This window comes from Actinopolyspora sp. BKK2, from assembly GCF_011291845.1.
Taxonomy (GTDB): domain Bacteria; phylum Actinomycetota; class Actinomycetes; order Mycobacteriales; family Pseudonocardiaceae; genus Actinopolyspora; species Actinopolyspora saharensis.
The window spans coordinates 35,939-55,249 of sequence record NZ_JAANTE010000005.1 but is presented as its reverse complement, the minus strand read 5'-3'; the positions used below and the strand labels follow the sequence as shown (position 1 = coordinate 55,249).

The following is a 19,311-nucleotide window of genomic DNA, read 5'->3' as shown; positions in this document are numbered from 1 at the left end:
CCGCTTTCCGGACACCGCGCCACCGAACCCGCTACTCCAGGGCCGCCAGCAGGTCCTCCAGCAGATCGTCCACGTCCTCGAGGCCGACCGACACGCGGACCAGCTCGGACGGGACCTGCAGCAGCGAACCGGTCGTGCTGGCGTGAGTCATCCTGCCGGGGTGCTCGATCAGCGACTCCACCCCGCCGAGCGACTCGGCCAGCGTGAACAGTCGCGTGCGCGAGCAGACGTCGACGGCGGCCTGCTCCCCGTCGGCGTGGGTGAACGAGACCATCCCCCCGAAGCGCCGCATCTGCCCTGCCGCGACCTCGTGGCCGGGGTGGTCGGCGTGGCCTGGGTAGAAGACCCGGGTCACCTTCGGGTGCTCGTGCAGGGCGGCGGCGATCCTGGCCGCGTTGGCGCTGTGCTGCTCCATCCGCGCCGCAAGGGTCTTCACCCCGCGCAGGGTCAGCCAGGCGTCGAAGGGCCCGGGAACCGCTCCGGTGGTGTTCTGCAGGAAGGCCACGCCGTCGGCCAGCTCCTCGTCGGAGGTGATCACGGCTCCGCCGACCACATCGGAGTGCCCGCCCAGGTACTTGGTGGTCGAGTGCACCACCACGTCGGCGCCGAGTCGCAGCGGTTGCTGCAGGTACGGGGAGGCGAAGGTGTTGTCCACGATCAGCTTCGTCGACGTCTCCCCGGCGACCTCGGCCAGCGCGGCCAGGTCAGCGATGTTCAGCAGCGGGTTGGTCGGCGACTCCACCCAGAGCACCTTCGTGTTCGGGCGCACCGCGGCCCGGACGGCGTCCGGGTCCGAGATGCGCACCGGGGTGTACTCGACGCCCCAACCGGTCAGCACCTTGTCGACGAGCCGGAAGGTCCCGCCGTAGGCGTCGTCGGGGATGACCAGGTGATCACCGGGACGCAGCACGGAACGCAGCACCGCGTCGGTGGCCGCCATCCCGGAGGAGAACGCGAGTCCGCGAGTGCCGGACTCGAGCGCTGCCAGGCACTCCTCCAGGGAGGTGCGGGTCGGGTTGCCGGTGCGGGAGTACTCGTAACCGGCGCGCTGGTTTCCCACCCCGTCCTGGGTGTAGGTGGACGTCGCGTGGATGGGCGGGATCACCGAACCGGTCGATTCGTCGGGATGCTGCCCAGCGTGGATGGCGCGAGTGGCGAAACCGTCGGTCATGTCGGGGACTCTACTGTCCGCCACTCACCTGCTCGAACTCGGCTCTGCGGGCCGCTCCGCTCTCCCCTGGCCGGGTGAGCATCCGGACTCCGCCGGGTCCGGCGGCGACTCGACCGGAAGGCCCGCTCAGTGCTGGTTCGGCCACTGCCCCTGCGGGTAACCGCTTCCCCGGGGGTTCCACTGCGGATCCCACTGCGGGTATCCGTACCCGCCCGGAAATCCCTGGTAGTCACCGAAGGGCTGCTGTCCCATCGCGTGAGCGGGCTGGACGGGCTGGTACGCCGCGGCCTGCGCGGCCGCGTCCGGAAGGTCCCCCTCGCGCAGGTAGTTCCCCGTGGTCGGGGACAGGGCGAGCGCGATCGCCGCCAGCGACCCCACGAAGAAGCACAGCGGCCACAGCAGCGGATCCACGTAGGTGATCCACCCGTAGAGGACCACGGGCAGCACCAGTCCGCCGATCAGCAGCCACCTGCCGAAGCGCTTGCGGGCGAGGACGCCGCTGGCGCCCACGAGCGGGGGAACCGACAGCACCGCGATGCTCCCGACGGCCGCCAGCACGTCGCGGAGGTCCGTACTGGCCCGGTTGAGCAGGATCACCAGCATGCCCACCTGGGTGCCGAGCGCGACGAAGCAGCCGAGCAGGGCGGCCACCCAGGAGGTGATTCCGCTGGACCCGGTCTGCTCGGTCCCGGCGGGCCAGGCCTGCCCCCCGTGCGGTTGCTGTCCCGGAGCGGGCTGGGCGAACTGCTGACCACCGGGCGGTTGAGGAGGATGCACGGCACTTCCCTCGGCTGCTGGGGATCACGGCTGGTGAGAGGAGCTCGCGGGCGGGCTCGCGACCGCGGAAGGCCGCGGACCCGCCCGCGGAGGAGTGCTCAGGAGGCCGGCACCGCGCGGCCTCGCGAACGGCGAGCGAGCTCGGCGGGCACCGGCACTGCTGCGGGGATTCCGGTCACCACTGCGGTGGCTGCTGCGGGTAGCCACCCGGCTGGCCGTAGGGCTGTCCGTAAGGCTGTCCGTAGGGCTGGCCGTAGGGTTGCCCGGGCTGGGGCTGACCGGGCTGAGGTTGTCCGGGCATGGGCTGACCGGGCATGGGCTGGCCACCGGGCATCGGCTGGCCCGGCTGCGGCTGGCCCTGCATCCCCGGCTGCCCCTGCATTCCGGGCTGCCCCTGCATCCCGGGCTGCGGCTGACCGTAGGGGGGCTGCCCCGGGGGCATGCCCGGCTGCCCGCCCATCGGCGGCTGTCCGGGAGGTCCTCCCGGTCCGGCCGGAACCGCGGGAACCACGACAGTAGCCATGATCTTGTCCGCCCAGGTCTGCTTCTTGGGCTCCCACAGCGGGGCCAGAAAGCCGATGCCGAGCGGCATCCCGTCGAGGATGTGGCAGAGGTAGCGCAGGAAGGCGTTGCCGAAGCCGATCGGCTGCCCGGTGTGCTCACTGATCAGCATGGTCTTGGCGACGCCCTTGCCGAGGGACTGGCCGGTGGTGCCCTGCTTGTACCCGCTGTTCCAGATGACGAACGCCAACAAGACCAGGTTGGCCAGGAGCATGAGGAGGAGGCCTGGGACAGAGAACATCCCCACGACCATTCCGATTCCGTAGAGGATGCTGTACACCACACCGGGCGCCAGGTAGTCGATCAACCAGCTCTTCGCCCTGGCCCCGAACTCGACGGGCGGACCGACCGGGACGACCCCCGCTCCCTGGGCACCGCCCGGAGCCTGCCCCGGAGGCGGCGGGGGCGGACCACCGTACCCGCCCGGTTGCCCCGGAGGCTGCTGCGCGGGGAAGCCACCGCTCGGGGTCCCCTGCTGACCGGGCATGCCGGGCTGGGGTTGTCCCTGCATCCCCGGTTGTCCCTGCATACCCGGTTGCCCGGGCATCCCCGGTTGGGGCTGGCCCTGCATCCCGGGCTGGGGCTGCATTCCCGGCTGCGGCTGACCCTGCACCCCGGGTTGGGGCTGCTGCAGTCCCGGCTGCTCGTACATGGGCTGCTGTGGTGGCTGCATGGAAGGCGGAACGACCTGGGTCGCCCCACCCCCTCCCTCCTGCTGATTCTGGGGCGTCGCAGCGGCCTGGTCGGCCTGCTGCACCATCTGCGCGGGGTTGACGACCTGCGTGGAGTCGGAGCCGGAAGCGCGGTCGTCCTGCTGCTCGCCCGCCGACTCCTGCGACTGCTGCGGGTCCATCCGCGAGGAGATCATCTGCGTCGAGTCCGGAGTGGACTCATTGGTGTCGGCAGCGCCGGACTGCTGCTGCGCGGACGTGTCCGGCTGCTGCTCCTGGTTACCACCTTCGGGTGTTTGTGGGGAGCTCATCGGGTTTTCCTACCCCCTTGGGCGTAAACCTGGGCGTGTACACGGCCTACGCTATCCGACCGCGTAACGTGCAGGGGTCGACGTGTAACAAAAACTCATCGTCCCGCGATGAACGCGAGAACGTCCTGCCTGGTGACCACACCGGCGGGCTTGCCGTCCACCAGCACCATGGCTCCGTCCGCGTTCCGCAGCGCCCGCATGGCGGATGTGATGTCCTCCCCCGCCCCGATGGTCGGCAGCGGCGGCGACATGTGCGTCTCCACCCGGTCCGCGAGATTGGCCCTCCCGGCGAACAGCCCGTCCAGCAGGTCGCGCTCGTTGACCGCCCCGGCCACCTCGGCCGCCATGATGGGCGGTTCCGCGTTTACCACGGGCATCTGGGAGACGGAGAACTCGCGCAGGATCGACACGGCCTCGGCGACCGTCTCGTTCGGATGGACGTGCACCAGCTCGGGCATCGTGCCGTCCTTGCGCGTCAGCACGTCCCCGATCGAACCGCCGCCGTGGTCGGGCGAGAGGAACCCGTAGGAGGCCATCCACGAGTCGTTGAACACCTTGGTCAGGTAGCCGCGCCCGCTGTCGGGCAGCAGCGCCACGACCACGTCGTCCGGCCCGGCGCGCTCGGCGACGCGCAGCGCGGCCACGATGGCCATGCCGCAGGAACCACCGACCAGCAGCGCCTCGCGCTGGGCGAGCTCGCGGGTCATCCGGAAGGAGTCCGCGTCCGAAACGGAAACGATCTCGTCGCAGATCTCCCGGTCGTAGGTCGTCGGCCAGAAGTCCTCGCCGACCCCCTCGACCAGGTAGGGCCGCCCCTTGCCACCGGAGTACACCGAGCCCTCCGGATCGGCACCGACGATGCGGACCCGGCCGTCGGAGACCTCCTTCAGGTAACGGCCCGCACCCGAGATCGTGCCTCCCGTCCCGATCCCGGCGACGAAGTGCGTCACGCGCCCCTGGGTCTGCTCCCAGATCTCCGGGCCGGTGGAGTGGTAGTGGGACTCGGGGTTGGACTGGTTGTTGTACTGGTTCGGCTTCCAGTAGCCGTCCTGGGCCGCCAGCCGGTCCGAGACGCTGTAGTAGGAGTCCTCGTGCTCCGGGGGAACGGCGGTGGGGCAGACCACGACCTCCGCGCCGTAGGCCTCCAGGACGTTGCGCTTGTCCTCGCTGACCTTGTCCGGGCAGACGAACACGCAGCGATAGCCCTTGCGCTGAGCGATCATCGCCAGCCCCACCCCGGTGTTGCCCGAGGTGGGCTCGACGATCGTGCCGCCGGGAGGCAGCTCCCCGGAGGACTCCGCGGCTTCGATCATCCGCTCGGCGATCCTGTCCTTGACGCTTCCGCCCGGATTGAAGTACTCGACCTTGGCCAGCACCGGTGCATCCAGTCCGCGCGTCAGTGAATTCAGCTTCACCAACGGCGTGTCGCCGACAAGTTCGGCCACGTGCTCGACGTAGTCCACCGCGGGTCCCTCTCCTCGTTTCGGTGTGTGTTGCGAAGCCCGGCAGCACCCGTGCACGACTGTTCTTCCTGGTGCTTACCCCGGTTCCGACTGATTCCCCCACTGGCAGTTTCCCCGCCCGCCCGCGAACGCTCACGCCGGGGGTTGACGGCAACACGCCGAAAGGCCCCGGCGGCCGCGCGAGTGGAAACCGAACGGTCACGTGAAGTTCCACTTCCGGTTCACAACCGGTTGGGAAAACCGGGCGACGTTGTCCGGGGAACCGTTTGCGCGGTTCGCCGCTACCCGCATCCTGCTCGAGAGCGGGTGCGAAGCGGGCCGCGCGGACCGACCATTCGGGGAACCGGCACCAGGTGGCGTCCGCGAGGAGCGCAGGAGGCAACGATGATCGCTGTGCGACTGTTGCGGCTGGTCGCTGTCGGCACCGCCTCGGTCGGCGGGCTGTCCGGCGTCGCCTACGGCCTGCTGAACGGGCAGTCCAGGCACGCCCGCCGCGTCATCGGCCTCAGCACGGATGATCCGCTGTGCGCCGACGGCACCTACTTCCCCGCGGGCAGACCCCTCGCTGAACCCGCGGAGGCGCCGGTGGACTTCGCCGTGCTCGGCGACTCCTCCGCGGCCGGGCTCGGCGTCGAGATGGCCAGCGAACTGCCCGGGGTGCGGCTGGCCACGGGGCTGGCCGAGGAACTGGAACGGCCGATCCGGCTGCGCACCCACGCGATCGTCGGCTCGACGAGCCGGAGCCTGACCCCGCAGACCGAGGCGGTGCTGCGCGAACCGCCGCGACTGGCGCTGGTGCTGATCGGGGCCAACGACGTCACCTCGCGGTTGCCGGTGCGCACCAGCGCGCAGCTGCTGGAGGAGGCCGTCCGCGCCATGACCGGGGCGGGCACGGCCGTGGTGGTGGGAACATGCCCCGATCTGGGGGCCATCCGGCCCATTCCGCAGCCGCTGCGCTCGCTCGCGGGCAGGTACAGCCTGAGGCTGGCCGGAGAGCAGCGCCGTGCCGTGGAACGCGTCGGAGGACACGCCGTCCCGCTGGCGGACCTGCTCTCCCCCGAGTTCCTCACCCGTCCGGTCGAGCTGTTCGGCCCGGACCGCTTCCACCCCTCCGCGGCGGGCTACGAGATGGCCACCGACATGCTGCTGCCGAAGCTGTGCGACGCCATAGGGGCCTGGGAGGGCGCTCCCGTGCCCACCCCGCCCAGGCGATCGGCGGCCGTGGAGGCCCGCAGGCCGACCCGCCGCTTCGTCGCCCGCTTGAATCTGAGGTGGGGCAGGCGCACCGATACTTGAAGGGGTTGTTCACCGCTCTCCCCTGGCGTGGCTGCTTGCTTGGCGGAACCTCCCGCGGTCGGCCGACTGCGCAGGCTCGTAAGCGCTCGCGTTGGACAGTGCCCTTCTTCCTGGAGTTCCTGTCCACGAGTTTCGGCGCTGCCGGCTCCGGAGGTGCCGAGCCGGCCGACGAACTCGCTCGAGGAGCCCGCGAGTCCGGAGTCGGAGCTCTCGGGGCTGGATCATCCAACCGAACAACCCCTGAGCAGGCGTACCATCCGGTCGGTATACGGATTTACTATGACGGCGGTCACTACGACAACGGCGACACAGCACCTAGGGTGAGCACATTCGTCGTGTAGGTGAGCCGGCTCGCCCACACGAATCCGAGCGAGCGAGACGCAGCAACCACGAAGGAGTCGCGTCATGACCGAAGCAGTCATCGTCGCAACAGCGCGTTCCCCCATCGGCCGCGCGGGCAAGGGATCGCTGGTGGACATGCGCCCGGACGACCTGAGCGCGCAGATGGTGCGCGCGGCCCTGGACAAGGTTCCGGAACTCGACCCGAGCGAGATCGACGACCTGATGCTCGGCTGCGGCCTGCCCGGCGGGGAGCAGGGCTTCAACATGGGCCGGGTGGTTTCGGTGCTGCTCGGCTACGACCACCTGCCCGGAACCACGATCACCCGCTACTGCTCCTCCAGCCTGCAAACCACCCGGATGGCCATGCACGCCATCAAGGCGGGCGAGGGCGACGTGTTCATCAGCGCGGGCGTGGAAGCGGTCTCCCGCTTCGCCAACGGCAACTCCGACTCCTGGCCCGAGACCACCAACCCCCTGTTCAACCAGGCTCAGCAGCGCACGCAGCGAACCGGTGAGCAGGGTGCCAACGACTGGACCGACCCGCGCGAGTTCGACGAGCTGCCCGACGTCTACATCCCGATGGGGCAGACCGCCGAGAACCTGGCGCGGGCCAAGGGCATCAGCAGGGACGAGATGGACGACTTCGGGGTCCGCTCGCAGAACCTGGCGGAGAAGGCCAACGCCAACGGGTTCTGGCAGCGCGAGATCACCCCGGTCACCACTCCCTCCGGTTCCGTGGTCGACACCGACGACGGCCCACGCGCGGGCGTGACCAAGGAGTCGGTCTCCGGGCTCAAGCCCGTGTTCCGCCCGGACGGCAGGATCACCGCTGCCAACGCCTGCCCGCTCAACGACGGGGCCGCGGCCCTGGTCGTCATGAGCGACCACAAGGCGAAGCAGCTCGGGCTCACGCCGCTGGCCCGGATCGTGTCCACCGGGGTTTCCGCGTTGTCACCGGAGATCATGGGGCTCGGCCCCGTCGAGGCCTCCCGCCAGGCGCTCGGCCGGGCCGGCATGAGCGCGGGGGACATGGACCTGGTCGAGATCAACGAGGCGTTCGCCGCCCAGGTGATCCCCTCCTACCGGGAGCTGGGCGTTCCGCTGGACAGGCTCAACGTCAACGGCGGGGCGATCGCCGTGGGACACCCGTTCGGGATGACCGGTGCCCGCATCACCACCACGCTGCTGAACTCGCTGCAGTTCCACGACAAGCAGTTCGGTCTGGAGACGATGTGCGTCGGCGGCGGACAGGGCATGGCCATGGTCCTGGAACGGCTCAGCTGAGGCCGGCCCGAGCACGGGTGGGGTTCGTCGGGGTGCTCCCGACGGGCCCCACCCGGCGAGACGCGCCGGCGAAACTGTGACGCAACGATTCGTGGGGAGGCCCCGCGCCGGGACCTCCCCACGAGCGAACGCCCTGGAAGGGCTCTGCTGGACGTTCGGTCAGTCGTTCTGCAGGTAGGACAGCAACCGCAGGATCTCCAGGTAGAGCCAGATCAGCGTGACCATCAGGCTGAAGGCGATGTACCAGGAGTACTGGGCGTCCACACCACTCTTGATGGCCTGGTCCGCCGCGTCGAAGTCCAGCAGGAAGACGAACGCGGCGATCCCGATGCACAGCAGGCTGAAGCCGATGGCCAGTGGACCACCGTCCCTGATGCCGATACCGCCCTCGACGAAGAAGCCGGCGACGAGGTTGATCAGCATCAGCGTGAAGGCGCCCGCCGCGGCCCCGATGATCCACTTGGTCAACTTGGGCGTCACCCGGATGGCCCCGGTCTTGTAGACCACCAGCATGGCGGCGAACACACCCATCGTGCCCGCTATCGCCTGCACGATGATGGCTGGATTGACCATCGCGGCGAACATGAAGCTGATCCCGCCGAGGAACACGCCCTCGACCGCCGAGTAGGCGATCACCAGCGCGGGGCTGACCTTCTTCTTGAAGATGTTGACCAGCGCCAGCACGAATCCGACGATCGCCGCGGGCAGCGCCAGCGCCATGGCCTGCGGCCCGGCGATGAAGTAGGTCGCGGCCGCGGTACCGATCGTGATCGCCAGCGTGGTGGCCGTCTTGGTCACGACATCGTCGATGGTCAGCGGACGTCCGGCCTGCTTGGGGGCAGTGGCCTGTCCGCCTCCACCGAACGAGCCCCCGGGGGGCTGGCCGTAGTTGAAGTTCGCGTACCCACCCTTGGGCAGGTTCTTGAACGCAGGGTTACTGCTTGTGCGCAACTCATCCTCCCGGGCGTGCGTGCGCCGTCACCCGTTACAACGATCGAGAACCGCGCACGGTTCCATGTCACGTAAAAAACACTTTACCCGTATTCGAGGATTTCCCCCACCACCTCACCCGACCGATCGAGAGAGCCCCGGCGAGCGCGCGAAAATCCCCAGAGGAGGTGCTCCACGTCACGCGGATTCAGCGGCGTTTCTTCTGGCTCCGCTGCGCCGCGGACTGCTTGCCGGAACGGCTCTTCTGCTGCGGCCCCTTCTTTCCGGAGGCACCACCCGCGGACTTGGCGCCGCCCTTCGAACCACCGCTCGACTTGCCGCCCGGCGTCCCGTTCGACTTGGCCCCGGAACTCGACTTGCCCGCGGAGCTCGTCTTGGCTCCGGAACCGGACTTCTTCGCCCCGGCACCGGAAGAACTCCCCTGCTTGCCGGAACCGCCCTCGGAGCCCGTCCCGTTCTCGGACGCCTCGGGGGGCGAGTCCTCCACGACGGTTCCCTCGACCGCGGTGGCCGACTCGCCCGAGCGCTTCGGCTTCTGCCCGGGCTTGGGGCGGGGAGCCTCCTTCTTGGCCTCGAGGTCGCGCTCCTTCTGGCGCTGCTCCTCGCGATCCACCTTGTTGGTGAGGAAGTGCTGCTGGCCGAGCGTCCACACGTTGTTGGCCAGCCAGTAGAACAGCACGGCCATCGGCAGGAACCAGCCGGAGACCAGCGCGCCGATCGGGGCGAGGTACATCATGACCTTGCCCATCATCGCGCTCTGGGGATTGGCCATGGCCGCGTCCGACTGCCGCTTCATCGACATGCGCATCGTGAAGAAGGTGGCCACCGACGCGACGATCATCAGCGGGATCCCCACCGCGATCATCTCGGGCCTGCTCGTCCCGAAGTTCTCCAGCTGCTGCTCGGACTGGGTGATGGTGTTGGAGAGCTTGGCCCCGAAGATGTCGGCGTTGATGAAGGAGGTGACGCCCTCCTGGCCGAACACGAAGTTGCTGTCCTCGTCCGGCTTGAAGCTCCGCAGCACGTGGAAAAGGCTCAGGAAGACCGGAATCTGCACGAGAGCCGGAAGGCAGCCGCCCAGGGGGTTGACCCCCTGCTCGGACTGCATCTTCTGCATCTCCTGCATCATCTTCTGGCGGTCGTTCTTGTATTTTTCGCGGATCTTCTGCATCTGCGGGGCGAACTTCTGCATCTTCCGCCCCGCGCGGATCTGGCTCAGCGCGGGCTTGAGCAGCAGGACGCGCAGGGTGAACACCAGGAAGAAGACCGCGAGCACCCAGCTGATGCCCTGGTCCTTCCCGAACAGCGCGCCGAAGATCGCGTGCCAGAACCACAGGATGGCCGACACCGGGTAGAGGATAAAGCCGAAGAAGTCCGCCACTCATTCACTCCTGGTCGTCGCCCGGCGTGCTCCTCCGGGCTTCACCTGCACAACCGCACCCCGTACGCACCGCAGGGCTCAGCCCTGCCAGGGTGCCACGACCGAATCCGATCACGACGCGCGGGAACCCCCACAGCCGCCTCGACCGCGCGACACCGGACCGCCCGGAGAAGGGCTCCCGAAACCCCCCGGTCCGACCGGCGCGAGCTCAGCGGGCTCGCGCGCACGAGCGGACCGCGCGGGAGGTCTCATGCGGAGTCGCCCGCGGGGCCCCTCCGAAAACGGAGAGCACGGCGCTGTTCACCCACGTGATTGTACGCGCGGCCTGCCGAGCGCGGACACCCCGGAAGGACGCGGAGATCACAGCGGACACCGGGCGGACGCCCTCCCCGGCGAAGTCTCCGCCGAAGAGTTGACTTGAACCTTACTCGAAGTCCTAGTTTGACTCACGTCGCCGCAGCCGGAACCGACCGGCTCCCCGAGAACGAAGGAGCACCATGAGTTCGAACGCCCTCCGCCTCGCCGTGATCATCGGCAGCGTCCGTCAAGGCCGCTTCGGCCCCACCGTCGGCCGCTGGGTCGCGAGCGAAGCAGAACGGTTCGAGCAGTTCGAGGTCGACCTGATCGACCTGGCCGAGTTCCGGCTGTCCCTCGACATGACCGGCGAGCCGATCCCCGGCTGCCGGGGATCGGCCGAGGAGCTGCGGCGGCGGCTCGGCGCAGCAGACGCCTTCGTCGTGGTCACCCCCGAGTACAACCGCAGCTTCCCCGCCGCGCTGAAGAACGTGATCGACCACCACAAGGTCGAGTGGTACGCCAAGCCCGTCGGACTGGTCTCCTACGGAGGCATCGCCGGTGGCCTGCACGCCGTGGAGAACCTGCGTCAGGTCTTCGCCGAGGTGCGCGCCACGACCGTGCGCGACACGGTCAGCTTCCACGGGGGCCAATCGGCCTTCGACGAGGACGGTGCTCCGGTGGACCAGGCGGGCAGCAGCACCGCGGCCAAGACGATGTTCGAGGACCTGGCCTGGTGGGCCCGCGCGCTGGTCGAGGCCAAGGAGAAGCGCCCCTACCTCGGCTGAACCAGCCGCCCTCGCGGGGGGGGCAGCGGACCTCAGGGGCTGAATCGCGGGCGGGTGCGCCCGGTGGAACCGTTCCGCACCCGCTCGCGGGGCCCGGCGCTCTGCTCAGCGCTCCGAGGGCTTGCCGGGGAAGAAGCGGACCGCGGGGCGCCCCTCCGGACCGTCCGGGGAGACCCCGGCCCGCACGTCGTAGACATCGGCTATGAGCTCCGGCGTGAGCACCTCGGAGGGCTTGCCCGAGGTCACCGCCCTGCCCTCCCGCAGCACGATCAGCTGATCGCAGAACATGGCGGCCAGGTTCAGGTCGTGCAGCGCCAGCACGCTGGTCACCGGGATGCGCACCACGAGACCGAGCAGTTCGAGCTGGTGCCGGATGTCCAGGTGGTTGGTCGGCTCGTCGAGCAGCAGCTCCCGCGGCTGCTGGGCCAGGGCACGCGCGATCTGCACCCGCTGGCGCTCACCACCGGACAGCGTGTGCCAGGAGCGCCGCGCCTTGTCCGACAGCTCCGTGTACTCGAGAGCGGAGCGAACGGCCTCCTCGTCGGCGGCCGTCTCCGCCGACCAGGCACGCCGGTGCGGGACCCGACCCAGTCGGACGACGTCGAGCACGTTCATGTCCACCCCGGTGTCGGCCTGCTGCTCCACGAGTCCGACCTTGCGGGCGACGTTCCTGCGCCCCACCCGGTCGATCTGCACGCCGTCGAGTCGGACCTCCCCGGACGAAGCGCCGCGCACTCCGGACAGCAGCCGCAACAGGGTCGACTTGCCGGAGCCGTTGGGCCCCAGCAGCCCGACGGTCGAGCCGGGCTCGGGCTCGAGGCTGACCTCGTCGACGATCAACCTGCCGCCGACGTGCCAGGAAACCCGGTCGGCGAGCAATCCCACGGCGCCGTCCCCCTTCTCGCGATCAACTCGTCTTGCGGGTGCGGTAGAGGATGACCACGAAGGCGGGAACACCGATCAACGAGGTCATCACCCCCACCGGGATCTCCTTCGGGTCGAGCGCGGTGCGCGCGATCGTGTCGATCCACACCAGGAAGATCGCCCCGGCCAGCGCGGTGGTCGGCAGCAAGCCGCGATGCCCCGATCCGACCAGGGCCCGAGCGGCGTGCGGCAGCACGAGTCCGACGAAGCCGATCGCGCCCGCCGAGCTGACCAGGGTCGCCGTGAGCAACGCGGTCGCGATCAGCAGCACCGTCCTGGTGCGGGTCACGGAGACGCCGAGCGAGGCGGCGGCGTCCTGCCCGAAGGTGAACGCGTCCAGCGCGGTGGCCTTGGCCAGGCACACCAGCAGCACCACGATCAGCGCGAGCAGGCACGAGGCCACGTCGAACCACCCGGTTCCGGACAGCGAGCCCAGCAACCAGAACAGCACGCTCCGGGTCTGCTCGGCGTCGCCTGCCGACATGACCACGAACGAGGTCAGCGCCGAGAACAGCTGCATGGCCGCCACGCCGGACAGGATCACGCGGTCGGCCGTGCCGCCCACGACGTGGCTCAGCACGAGCACCAGCGTGAACGAGCACAGCGAACCGAGGAAAGCTCCGAGCGAGAGCGTGGCCACTCCGCTGCCGAGCCCCAGCACCACCACCGACACGGCCCCCGTGGAAGCGCCCGAGGAGATCCCCAGCACGTAGGGGTCGGCCAGCGGGTTGCGCAGCAGGGACTGCATGACCACGCCGCACAGTCCGAGCCCGGCCCCGCAGACGGCGGCCAGCACCGTCCGGGGCAGCCGCAGGTTCCAGATGATCCCCTCGCGGATCAGCGAGAGCCCGGAGTCGCCCAGGCCGAGGTGGTCGGCCACCACCGCCCACACGTTCGGCACCGCGATGTCGGCCGGTCCTATCGTGATGGTGAAGGCCACGGACAGGCACAGCAGGACCAGCCCGCCCAGCCAGAGGGCCGTGGTGCCCACCCCGCCCGAGCGGGTGAGTGGCGACCTCATTCGACGAGACCGAACTCGCGCAGCTTGGCGGCCACCCGCTCCACTCCGTTCACGGTGCGGATCGACGGGTTCATCGCGGCCCCGCTCAGCTCGATGTAGCGCTCGTTGCGCACCGCGTCCATGTGCTTGGTGACCGGGTTGGACTCCAGGAACCGGATCTTCTGCTCGGCTTCCTCCGCGGTTTGGCTCTCGCGGGTGAGGTCGCCGAGCACGAGCACGTCCGGATTCCGCTCGGCCACCGTCTCCCAGTTGATCTGCGGCCACTCCTGGTGCGTGTCGTCGAAGACGTTCCGCGCGCCGATCCGGTCGGTGATGATCCCCGGCGCGCCGCAGCAGCCCGCCATGTACGGCGACTCCTTGTTGGCGAACCAGTAGAGCACGCTCACTCCGGAGGCATCGATGTCCTCGGTGGCCGCGGTGATCCTGCTCCGCAGCTCGTCGACCAGTTCCGCGCCGCGCTGCTCGACGTCGAACATCCGCGCGAGGTCCTCGATCTCCTGGTAGATCCGGTCCATCCGCAGCTGCTCGGAGCGCGAGCCGTCCCCGTCCCCGGCGTTGTTCTTGGCGCAGTCCGCGGGGGCCACGTAGGTGGGAACGCCGAGCTGCGCGAACTTCTCCCGCGAGGCGACCCGGCTCACGGTGCTCTCGAACGAGGCCGAGACGAAGTCCGGTTCCTCGGCCAGCACCCGCTCGTAGGAGGGGGTGTCGTCGGCGAGCCGGGGGACCCCGGAGTTGGCCTCCTCCAGGGACTTCAGCACCGGGTCGGTCCAGGTCGCCGTGCCCGCCACGCGGTCGGCCAGGCCGAGGGAGAGCAGGATCTCGGTGGATCCCTGGTCCAGGGAGACGGCCCGTTCGGGCGGGGCGTCGAGGGTGACCTGCCTGCCGCAGTTCTCGACGGTTCGCGGGTACCCGGGCGCGCTCCGCCCGGAGGAGTCGGGGGATCCACCGCCGCAGGCGGTGAGCAGACCTGCTGTGAGCAGCGTGAGACAGCACAGCGACAGTGACCGGGACGGTCCACGCATAGGTTCCTCTCCGTCGGAAGGCTCGAGCGCGGAGCCTCGCGGGCATTCGAACCGCCGGTTCGGATGCGAACCGCCGGTTCGGCGGGTGCCAGCAGGTTTTCGGGCTCGAGATCCTCCGGGCGGAAAGCGCCTTCCCGGGAGTGTCCCCAGTGGCCGTTGCTCCGCCCGTCCCTCACACCGCTGCGCGTCAGCTCCGGATTCGCACCGGATTCCCTGGCCCATCACGGGTTGACTGGCGCGGACAGCCTAACAGCGCGGTGTTCGTCCATGAACCGGTCGAGTGCGGACGTGCGCGGACGCACACTCGCCGGCGGCGAGCAGCACGCGTCCCCCAGCGCTGCCGCACCGCTCGCTCGGACCGCTCGGATCGGGAGTCGACCGGGTCCCTTCGGAGGGGACTGAGACGAGCGCTGGGACGAGGCAGTGATCGGGGCGTCCTCGCGCTCATCGTTCTCACTGGTGAGTAGCGGTGCCCCCGGTCGGACTCGAACCGACACTACGACGATTTTAAGTCGTCTGCCTCTGCCCATTGGGCTACGGGGGCTCGCCGTTGGAATCGTCGCCGACGACACGCGTCACGACCAGCCCACACCTGGCTTCCTTAGGACGTTCCGATCGTGCCGTTGGTTCCAACGCGGAGGAAACCGCCATCTGGAGCAACCGCAGTAACTCCACGTGCAAAGCAACGGAGTCTTTACTCCATACGAGCTAATTTAAACACACTGATGGGTGCTACTCGCGGAACGAGTGACAGCCGGTAACCACGGAAGGTCAGCAGTGCGGGAAACCGTACACACGAGGCCGCGCGCCGGGCGAACCGGCACACGGCCTCCGCTCCCGCGCGGGGAGGACTCAGCTCGAGGCGGCACGCTTGAAGTCCGCCCGCGGATTCTGGATCTGCCCCATCGAGACGACCTCGCGGCGGAACAGGAACGCGAGGGTCCAGTCGATGATGATCCTGGCCTTCCTGTTGAAGGTGGGCATCTTGCTCACGTGGTAGGTGCGGTGCATGAACCACGCGATGATTCCCTTGGCCTTGAAGCCGTAGACGTCGGCGACTCCCTTATAGAGCCCGAGCCCGGCGACCGACCCCGCGTTGCGGTGGTAGTACTCGCCGGTCTTGCGGCCGCGCATCGAGGAGATGACGTTCTTGGCCAGCTGGTGCGCCTGACGAACCGCGTGCTGGGCCGACGGAGCGCAGGTGGCGTTGGGGTCCTCCTCCGTCTTGGACAGGTCGGGCACCGCCGCGCAGTCGCCCGCCGCCCAGATCTCGGGGTTGCCCTCGACCTGCAGGTGCGAGGTGGCCTTGATCCTGCCCCGCTCGTCCAGCGGGAGATCGCTGTTCTTCAGCACGGGGTTGGCCTTGACGCCCGCGTTCCACACCAGGGTGTCGGTGTCGAACTCGGTGCCGTCGGAGAGCACGGCGTGACCGTTCTCCACCGACTTCAGGAAGGTGTTCAGGTAGACCTTGATGTCGCGGTCCTCGAGCGCCTTCACGGTGTAGACGCCCATCTTCTCGCTCACCTCGGGCATGATGCGGCCCGCCGCCTCGATCAGCGACCACCGCATGTCGTCCCGCTCGATGGACTCGTAGTAGCGGGTGGCGTACCTGGCCATGTCCTCGAGCTCGGCCAGGGCCTCGGTACCCGCGTAACCGCCACCGACGAAGGTGAAGGTCAGCAGTCGTTTGCGCAGCTCCGGATCGGAGGTGTTCGCGGCCGCGTCCATCTTCGCCAACACGTGGTTGCGCAGATAGATCGCCTCACCGACGGTCTTGAGCCCGATGCCCTGTTCGGGCAGACCCGGGATCGGCAGCAGGCGCGAGACCGATCCGAGCGCGACAACGAGCACGTCGTAGCCCAGGTCACTGGCGATGCCCTCGGCGTCCTCCACAGTGACCGATCGCTTTTCCTTGTTGATTTCCGTGACACGTGCGGTGAGGACATGACACCGCTTCAACACTCGTCGCAACGGCGCTACCACGTGACGGGGCTCAACGTTGCCCGCCGCCGCTTCCGGTAGGAAGGGCTGGTAGGTCATGTGCGGCTGAGGGTCGACGACCGTCACCGAAGCCTCACGGCGGCCGAGCTTGGACTGCAGGCGCAACGCGGTGTACATGCCGACGTAGCCGCCGCCGAGAATGAGAATCCGGGTGGGATCGGATTTACCAGCCATGCCTCTATGGTCACACCAATACGGCCTCCGACACCTCGGCGGCCCCCTCAAATGTGACACCGCTCGCGGGTGTTCCTGATCACAAAAACAGCCCGTGCACAGCCGTGAGCGATGCGTCCTCCACGCGCACGGAACGGGCGCGGGCGCGCACGCGGCGTCCCGCGCGAGCACGATCCGCCCGGAGGAGGTGTCGTTCGGTTTCCCCGCCGTGCGGCTACGGCACCGCGGAGCGTCCGGCCGGGGTCGATCTCGAAGTCATCCCCGCTCACGATACCCGATGTTCGCCCCCGCGGCCGCCCAGATCACCACCCGGCGAGCTCGGAAACCCCGGAGGGGCTCGAACGCGCGAGCCGTGATCTCCGTCGCGACTCGCTCACGACGCAGTTCAGATGCTAGCATTGCTGTCACCACAGGAGGGGGTGAGCAACGATGGCGACACTCACTGTTCGCGGCCTGGACGAAGAACTGCACGGACGCCTACGCGTGCAGGCCGCTCAGCACGGACGATCCATGGAAGCAGAAGTCCGATCGATCCTGCGCTGCGTACTTTCCCCGCGTCGGGACACCCGTGGACTGGGCAGTCGAATCCACGCTCGGTTCGAAGGTATTGACGCGGAGCTCGACATTCCGGAGCGGAAGGACCCGCCTCGTACGATCGAATTCGATCCATGATCACCCTCGACACCAACGTCGTGTCGGAACTCCTCCGCGCACATCCGGACAGGTCGGTGCTGGAGTGGCTGGACTCCCTCGCCGTCGACGAGGTAGCGATCACGGCGATCACCGTCGCGGAGTTGCTCCACGGAGCAGCCCGTTTGCCCGACGGCCAACGTAAGACGGCACTCGGTGAAGCGGTTCGCAGCGTGGTCGACGACGACTTCCACGGCCGTGTCCAATCGTTCGACTCGATCGCCGCGAGCCACTACGGGGACGTGCTCGTCGGCCGCGAACGGCAAGGACGCCCCATCACCCTCGCCGATGCCCAGATCGCCGCGATTTGCCGTGCCAGGGGAGCCACTCTGGCCACGCGCAACACCAAGGACTTCGAGGACACCGGAATCGAACTCGTGAACCCCTGGAACAGCGAGCGGCCCACCCGGAGCTCATAGCTCGCGGGAAGATCCATCACCCCGGTGACGGACCACCAGCTCGATCTCACGCACAGCTGCCACACGAGAGCACCCCGCCGGGGACATCCGGACGCCAGGACCTGCGCCCCGATCAGCACGTCGCGCAGCATCGCAGGCGTCATCAACTTCGTCTGCACGTTCCTCTGGCTGACGTTCCTGGTTTCAGGGGACCTGAGCGGAACGCCCGCCCGGCCCGAGCCGTCACGCTCCAGAAGATACGAACTCCACTCTGCAGTAGCTCGTCGCCGTGCGTGCAAGTCGGCCGTCCGAGGTCACGAGCGGGATGCCACGTGCCTCCGCCAACGCCACGTATGCGGCGTCATAACCGCTGATTCCGGCGCGGAGCTGCCACATCCGGGAGAGAAGCTCGTCGATCGAGACGTGCTCGACGCCGAGCAGCGGAAGGCGCTCAACCGCTCGGACGGCCTGCTCTTCCTTGATCTTGCTACCAAGCGCGAGCCCGCGGACGACCGAGAACACCTCCGCCTTCCAGTGCTCGGGGGCGGCCCACTCGATATCCCTACCCAACACAGCCCTTGCCCGACGCCCGCGCTCATCCGCGTAGAGCAACATATTCGCCAGCACCGACGCGTCAACAACGATCACGCCACGTCACCCGCCCCGGGGCGATCGGCCCCACCATCCAGATCATCCGGCCTCGCCTGCCCCAGGAGAGTGGCGGCATCCGGTGCATCGTCATCGGCGCCACCCCCCTCGGCAAGATCGCGTTCAATCTCGGAAAGAAGCTGCCGGTTACGGCTGAACGCCGCCTGCCGCCGCAAAACCCCCAGCAGGAAGGCCTGCAACGACTGCCCGCTTTCGCGCGCTTCCCTCCCGAGAGCCTCCTTGACGTCGTCCGGCACATCTCGAATCGTAAGCACCGCCATGACTGCATTTTGCAGTCAGAGTGCATCGACGGTCAAGTCGCCCCAGCCAGGTCCTTGGCGCGCTCCAGCACGTCGCGCAGCATCTCGGGGGTGAGCCTGCCGGTGAAGGTGTTCTGCTGGCTGACGTGGTAGCAGCCCAGCAGGTGCAGCTCACCGCCCTCCCGACCGCTCAACGTCCGCTCCGCGCCGTGCCCGAACTTCGGCCGCGGCCGCGGGATCGACCAGCCGTCCGCGGCCAGCACCGGCAGCAGCGACTGCCAGCCGTAGGACCCCAGCACCACCACCGCCCGCAGCGTCGGCCGCAGCAGCTCCAGCTCACGCGCCAACCACGGCCTGCAGTTGTCCCGCTCGCCCGGGGTCGGCTTGTTGTCCGGCGGAGCGCACCGCACCGGGGCCGTGATCCGCACCCCGTTCAACCGCAGCCCATCCCCGACCGCCTCCGAGACCGGGTCCGAGGCCATCCCCACGTCGAACAGCGCGCGGTAGAGGAACTCCCCCGAGCGGTCCCCGGTGAACATCCGCCCCGTGCGGTTCGCCCCGTGCGCCGCCGGTGCCAACCCGACTATCGCCACGGAGGCGTCGGTGGGCCCGAAGCCGGGGACCGGTCTGCCCCAGTAGCGCTGGTCGCGGAACGCCGCGCGCTTCTCCGCGGCGACCCGCTCGCGCCACTCCACCAGTCGGGGGCAGGCGACGCAGCGCGTCACGGCCTCGTCGACATCGGCGATGGAGGAACTGGCGGAGGCGGCCCCCGCCGGGTCCTCGACCGGTCGGGACACCAGTTCGGATCCGGACTCGCTCACCCGCCCACGGTGGCACACCCGCCACCCTGGTCGCGTACGCCACACGTCCCGGCGGGGAATGC

General features: G+C 68.9%; 17 protein-coding genes, 1 tRNA gene and 1 riboswitch. Of the genes, 4 read left to right on the top strand and 14 right to left on the bottom strand.

Features of this window, described 5'->3' with window-relative positions; all coding sequences use genetic code 11:
- Positions 1-31 precede the first annotated feature (31 nt).
- From G9Q41_RS12390 to G9Q41_RS12375, 4 genes are all read right to left on the bottom strand, one after another.
- Positions 32-1,171, bottom strand: coding sequence for a cystathionine gamma-synthase (locus G9Q41_RS12390; protein WP_092526582.1), 1,140 nt, complete (start codon positions 1,169-1,171; stop codon positions 32-34).
- Between the two features lie 126 nt (positions 1,172-1,297).
- On the bottom strand, positions 1,298-1,948 hold the full coding sequence (locus tag G9Q41_RS12385) for a hypothetical protein (protein WP_092526579.1): 651 nt from the start codon (positions 1,946-1,948) through the stop codon (positions 1,298-1,300).
- A 175-nt stretch (positions 1,949-2,123) separates the two neighbouring features.
- Positions 2,124-3,491, bottom strand: a complete 1,368-nt coding sequence (locus tag G9Q41_RS12380; RefSeq protein WP_165633326.1) for an RDD family protein — start codon at positions 3,489-3,491, stop codon at positions 2,124-2,126.
- 95 nt (positions 3,492-3,586) lie between these two features.
- Positions 3,587-4,954: a cystathionine beta-synthase gene (locus tag G9Q41_RS12375; protein WP_092526574.1), complete on the bottom strand. Its 1,368-nt coding sequence runs from the start codon at positions 4,952-4,954 to the stop codon at positions 3,587-3,589.
- Between the two features lie 384 nt (positions 4,955-5,338).
- Here G9Q41_RS12375 and G9Q41_RS12370 point away from each other — a divergent pair, with 384 nt between their 5' ends.
- Positions 5,339-6,250: an SGNH/GDSL hydrolase family protein gene (locus G9Q41_RS12370; RefSeq protein ID WP_092526571.1), complete on the top strand. Its 912-nt coding sequence runs from the start codon at positions 5,339-5,341 to the stop codon at positions 6,248-6,250.
- 405 nt (positions 6,251-6,655) lie between these two features.
- Entirely contained in the window at positions 6,656-7,876 is a 1,221-nt protein-coding gene (locus G9Q41_RS12365) for an acetyl-CoA C-acetyltransferase (RefSeq protein WP_092526568.1), read from the top strand.
- 159 nt (positions 7,877-8,035) lie between these two features.
- Here the strand turns inward: G9Q41_RS12365 and G9Q41_RS12360 are convergent, their stop codons facing one another.
- Complete coding sequence (locus G9Q41_RS12360; protein ID WP_092526565.1) at positions 8,036-8,827, bottom strand: Bax inhibitor-1/YccA family protein; 792 nt, start codon at positions 8,825-8,827, stop codon at positions 8,036-8,038.
- 187 nt (positions 8,828-9,014) lie between these two features.
- The gene (gene yidC, locus G9Q41_RS12355) at positions 9,015-10,208 is read right to left on the bottom strand and encodes a membrane protein insertase YidC (protein ID WP_165633325.1); all 1,194 of its coding nucleotides are present in this window, start codon (positions 10,206-10,208) and stop codon (positions 9,015-9,017) included.
- 497 nt (positions 10,209-10,705) lie between these two features.
- Between yidC and G9Q41_RS12350 the strand changes: the two genes are divergently transcribed.
- On the top strand, positions 10,706-11,290 hold the full coding sequence (locus tag G9Q41_RS12350) for an NAD(P)H-dependent oxidoreductase (RefSeq protein ID WP_165633324.1): 585 nt from the start codon (positions 10,706-10,708) through the stop codon (positions 11,288-11,290).
- Between the two features lie 105 nt (positions 11,291-11,395).
- On the opposite strand, the gene G9Q41_RS12345 is transcribed toward G9Q41_RS12350, so the two are convergent.
- From G9Q41_RS12345 to G9Q41_RS12325, 5 genes are all read right to left on the bottom strand, one after another.
- Positions 11,396-12,175, bottom strand: coding sequence for an ABC transporter ATP-binding protein (locus tag G9Q41_RS12345; RefSeq protein WP_165633323.1), 780 nt, complete (start codon positions 12,173-12,175; stop codon positions 11,396-11,398).
- Between the two features lie 22 nt (positions 12,176-12,197).
- Entirely contained in the window at positions 12,198-13,235 is a 1,038-nt protein-coding gene (locus tag G9Q41_RS12340; protein ID WP_165633322.1) for an iron chelate uptake ABC transporter family permease subunit, read from the bottom strand.
- Positions 13,232-14,257, bottom strand: a complete 1,026-nt coding sequence (locus G9Q41_RS12335) for an ABC transporter substrate-binding protein (RefSeq protein WP_165633321.1) — start codon at positions 14,255-14,257, stop codon at positions 13,232-13,234. The genes G9Q41_RS12340 and G9Q41_RS12335 overlap by 4 nt, the downstream gene beginning before the upstream one ends.
- A 72-nt stretch (positions 14,258-14,329) precedes the next feature.
- Positions 14,330-14,509, bottom strand: a riboswitch (cobalamin riboswitch).
- Between the two features lie 218 nt (positions 14,510-14,727).
- Positions 14,728-14,801, bottom strand: a tRNA-Leu gene (locus tag G9Q41_RS12330).
- A 308-nt stretch (positions 14,802-15,109) separates the two neighbouring features.
- Positions 15,110-16,432, bottom strand: a complete 1,323-nt coding sequence (locus G9Q41_RS12325; protein WP_092526548.1) for an NAD(P)/FAD-dependent oxidoreductase — start codon at positions 16,430-16,432, stop codon at positions 15,110-15,112.
- 668 nt (positions 16,433-17,100) lie between these two features.
- Here G9Q41_RS12325 and G9Q41_RS12320 point away from each other — a divergent pair.
- Positions 17,101-17,541, top strand: a complete 441-nt coding sequence (locus tag G9Q41_RS12320; protein WP_165633320.1) for a type II toxin-antitoxin system VapC family toxin — start codon at positions 17,101-17,103, stop codon at positions 17,539-17,541.
- Positions 17,542-17,763: 222 nt separating this feature from the next.
- Here the strand turns inward: G9Q41_RS12320 and G9Q41_RS12315 are convergent, their stop codons facing one another.
- The 3 genes from G9Q41_RS12315 to G9Q41_RS12305 are packed head-to-tail and all read right to left on the bottom strand — an operon-like array spanning position 17,764 to position 19,249.
- On the bottom strand, positions 17,764-18,168 hold the full coding sequence (locus G9Q41_RS12315; RefSeq protein ID WP_165633319.1) for a type II toxin-antitoxin system VapC family toxin: 405 nt from the start codon (positions 18,166-18,168) through the stop codon (positions 17,764-17,766).
- Entirely contained in the window at positions 18,165-18,449 is a 285-nt protein-coding gene (locus G9Q41_RS12310; protein WP_092526536.1) for a hypothetical protein, read from the bottom strand. Before G9Q41_RS12310 ends, G9Q41_RS12315 begins: the two co-directional genes overlap by 4 nt.
- A gap of 32 nt (positions 18,450-18,481) precedes the next feature.
- A complete protein-coding gene (locus G9Q41_RS12305) occupies positions 18,482-19,249 on the bottom strand; it encodes a uracil-DNA glycosylase (RefSeq protein WP_165633318.1) in 768 nt (255 codons plus the stop codon).
- Between the last annotated feature and the right edge of the window lie 62 nt (positions 19,250-19,311).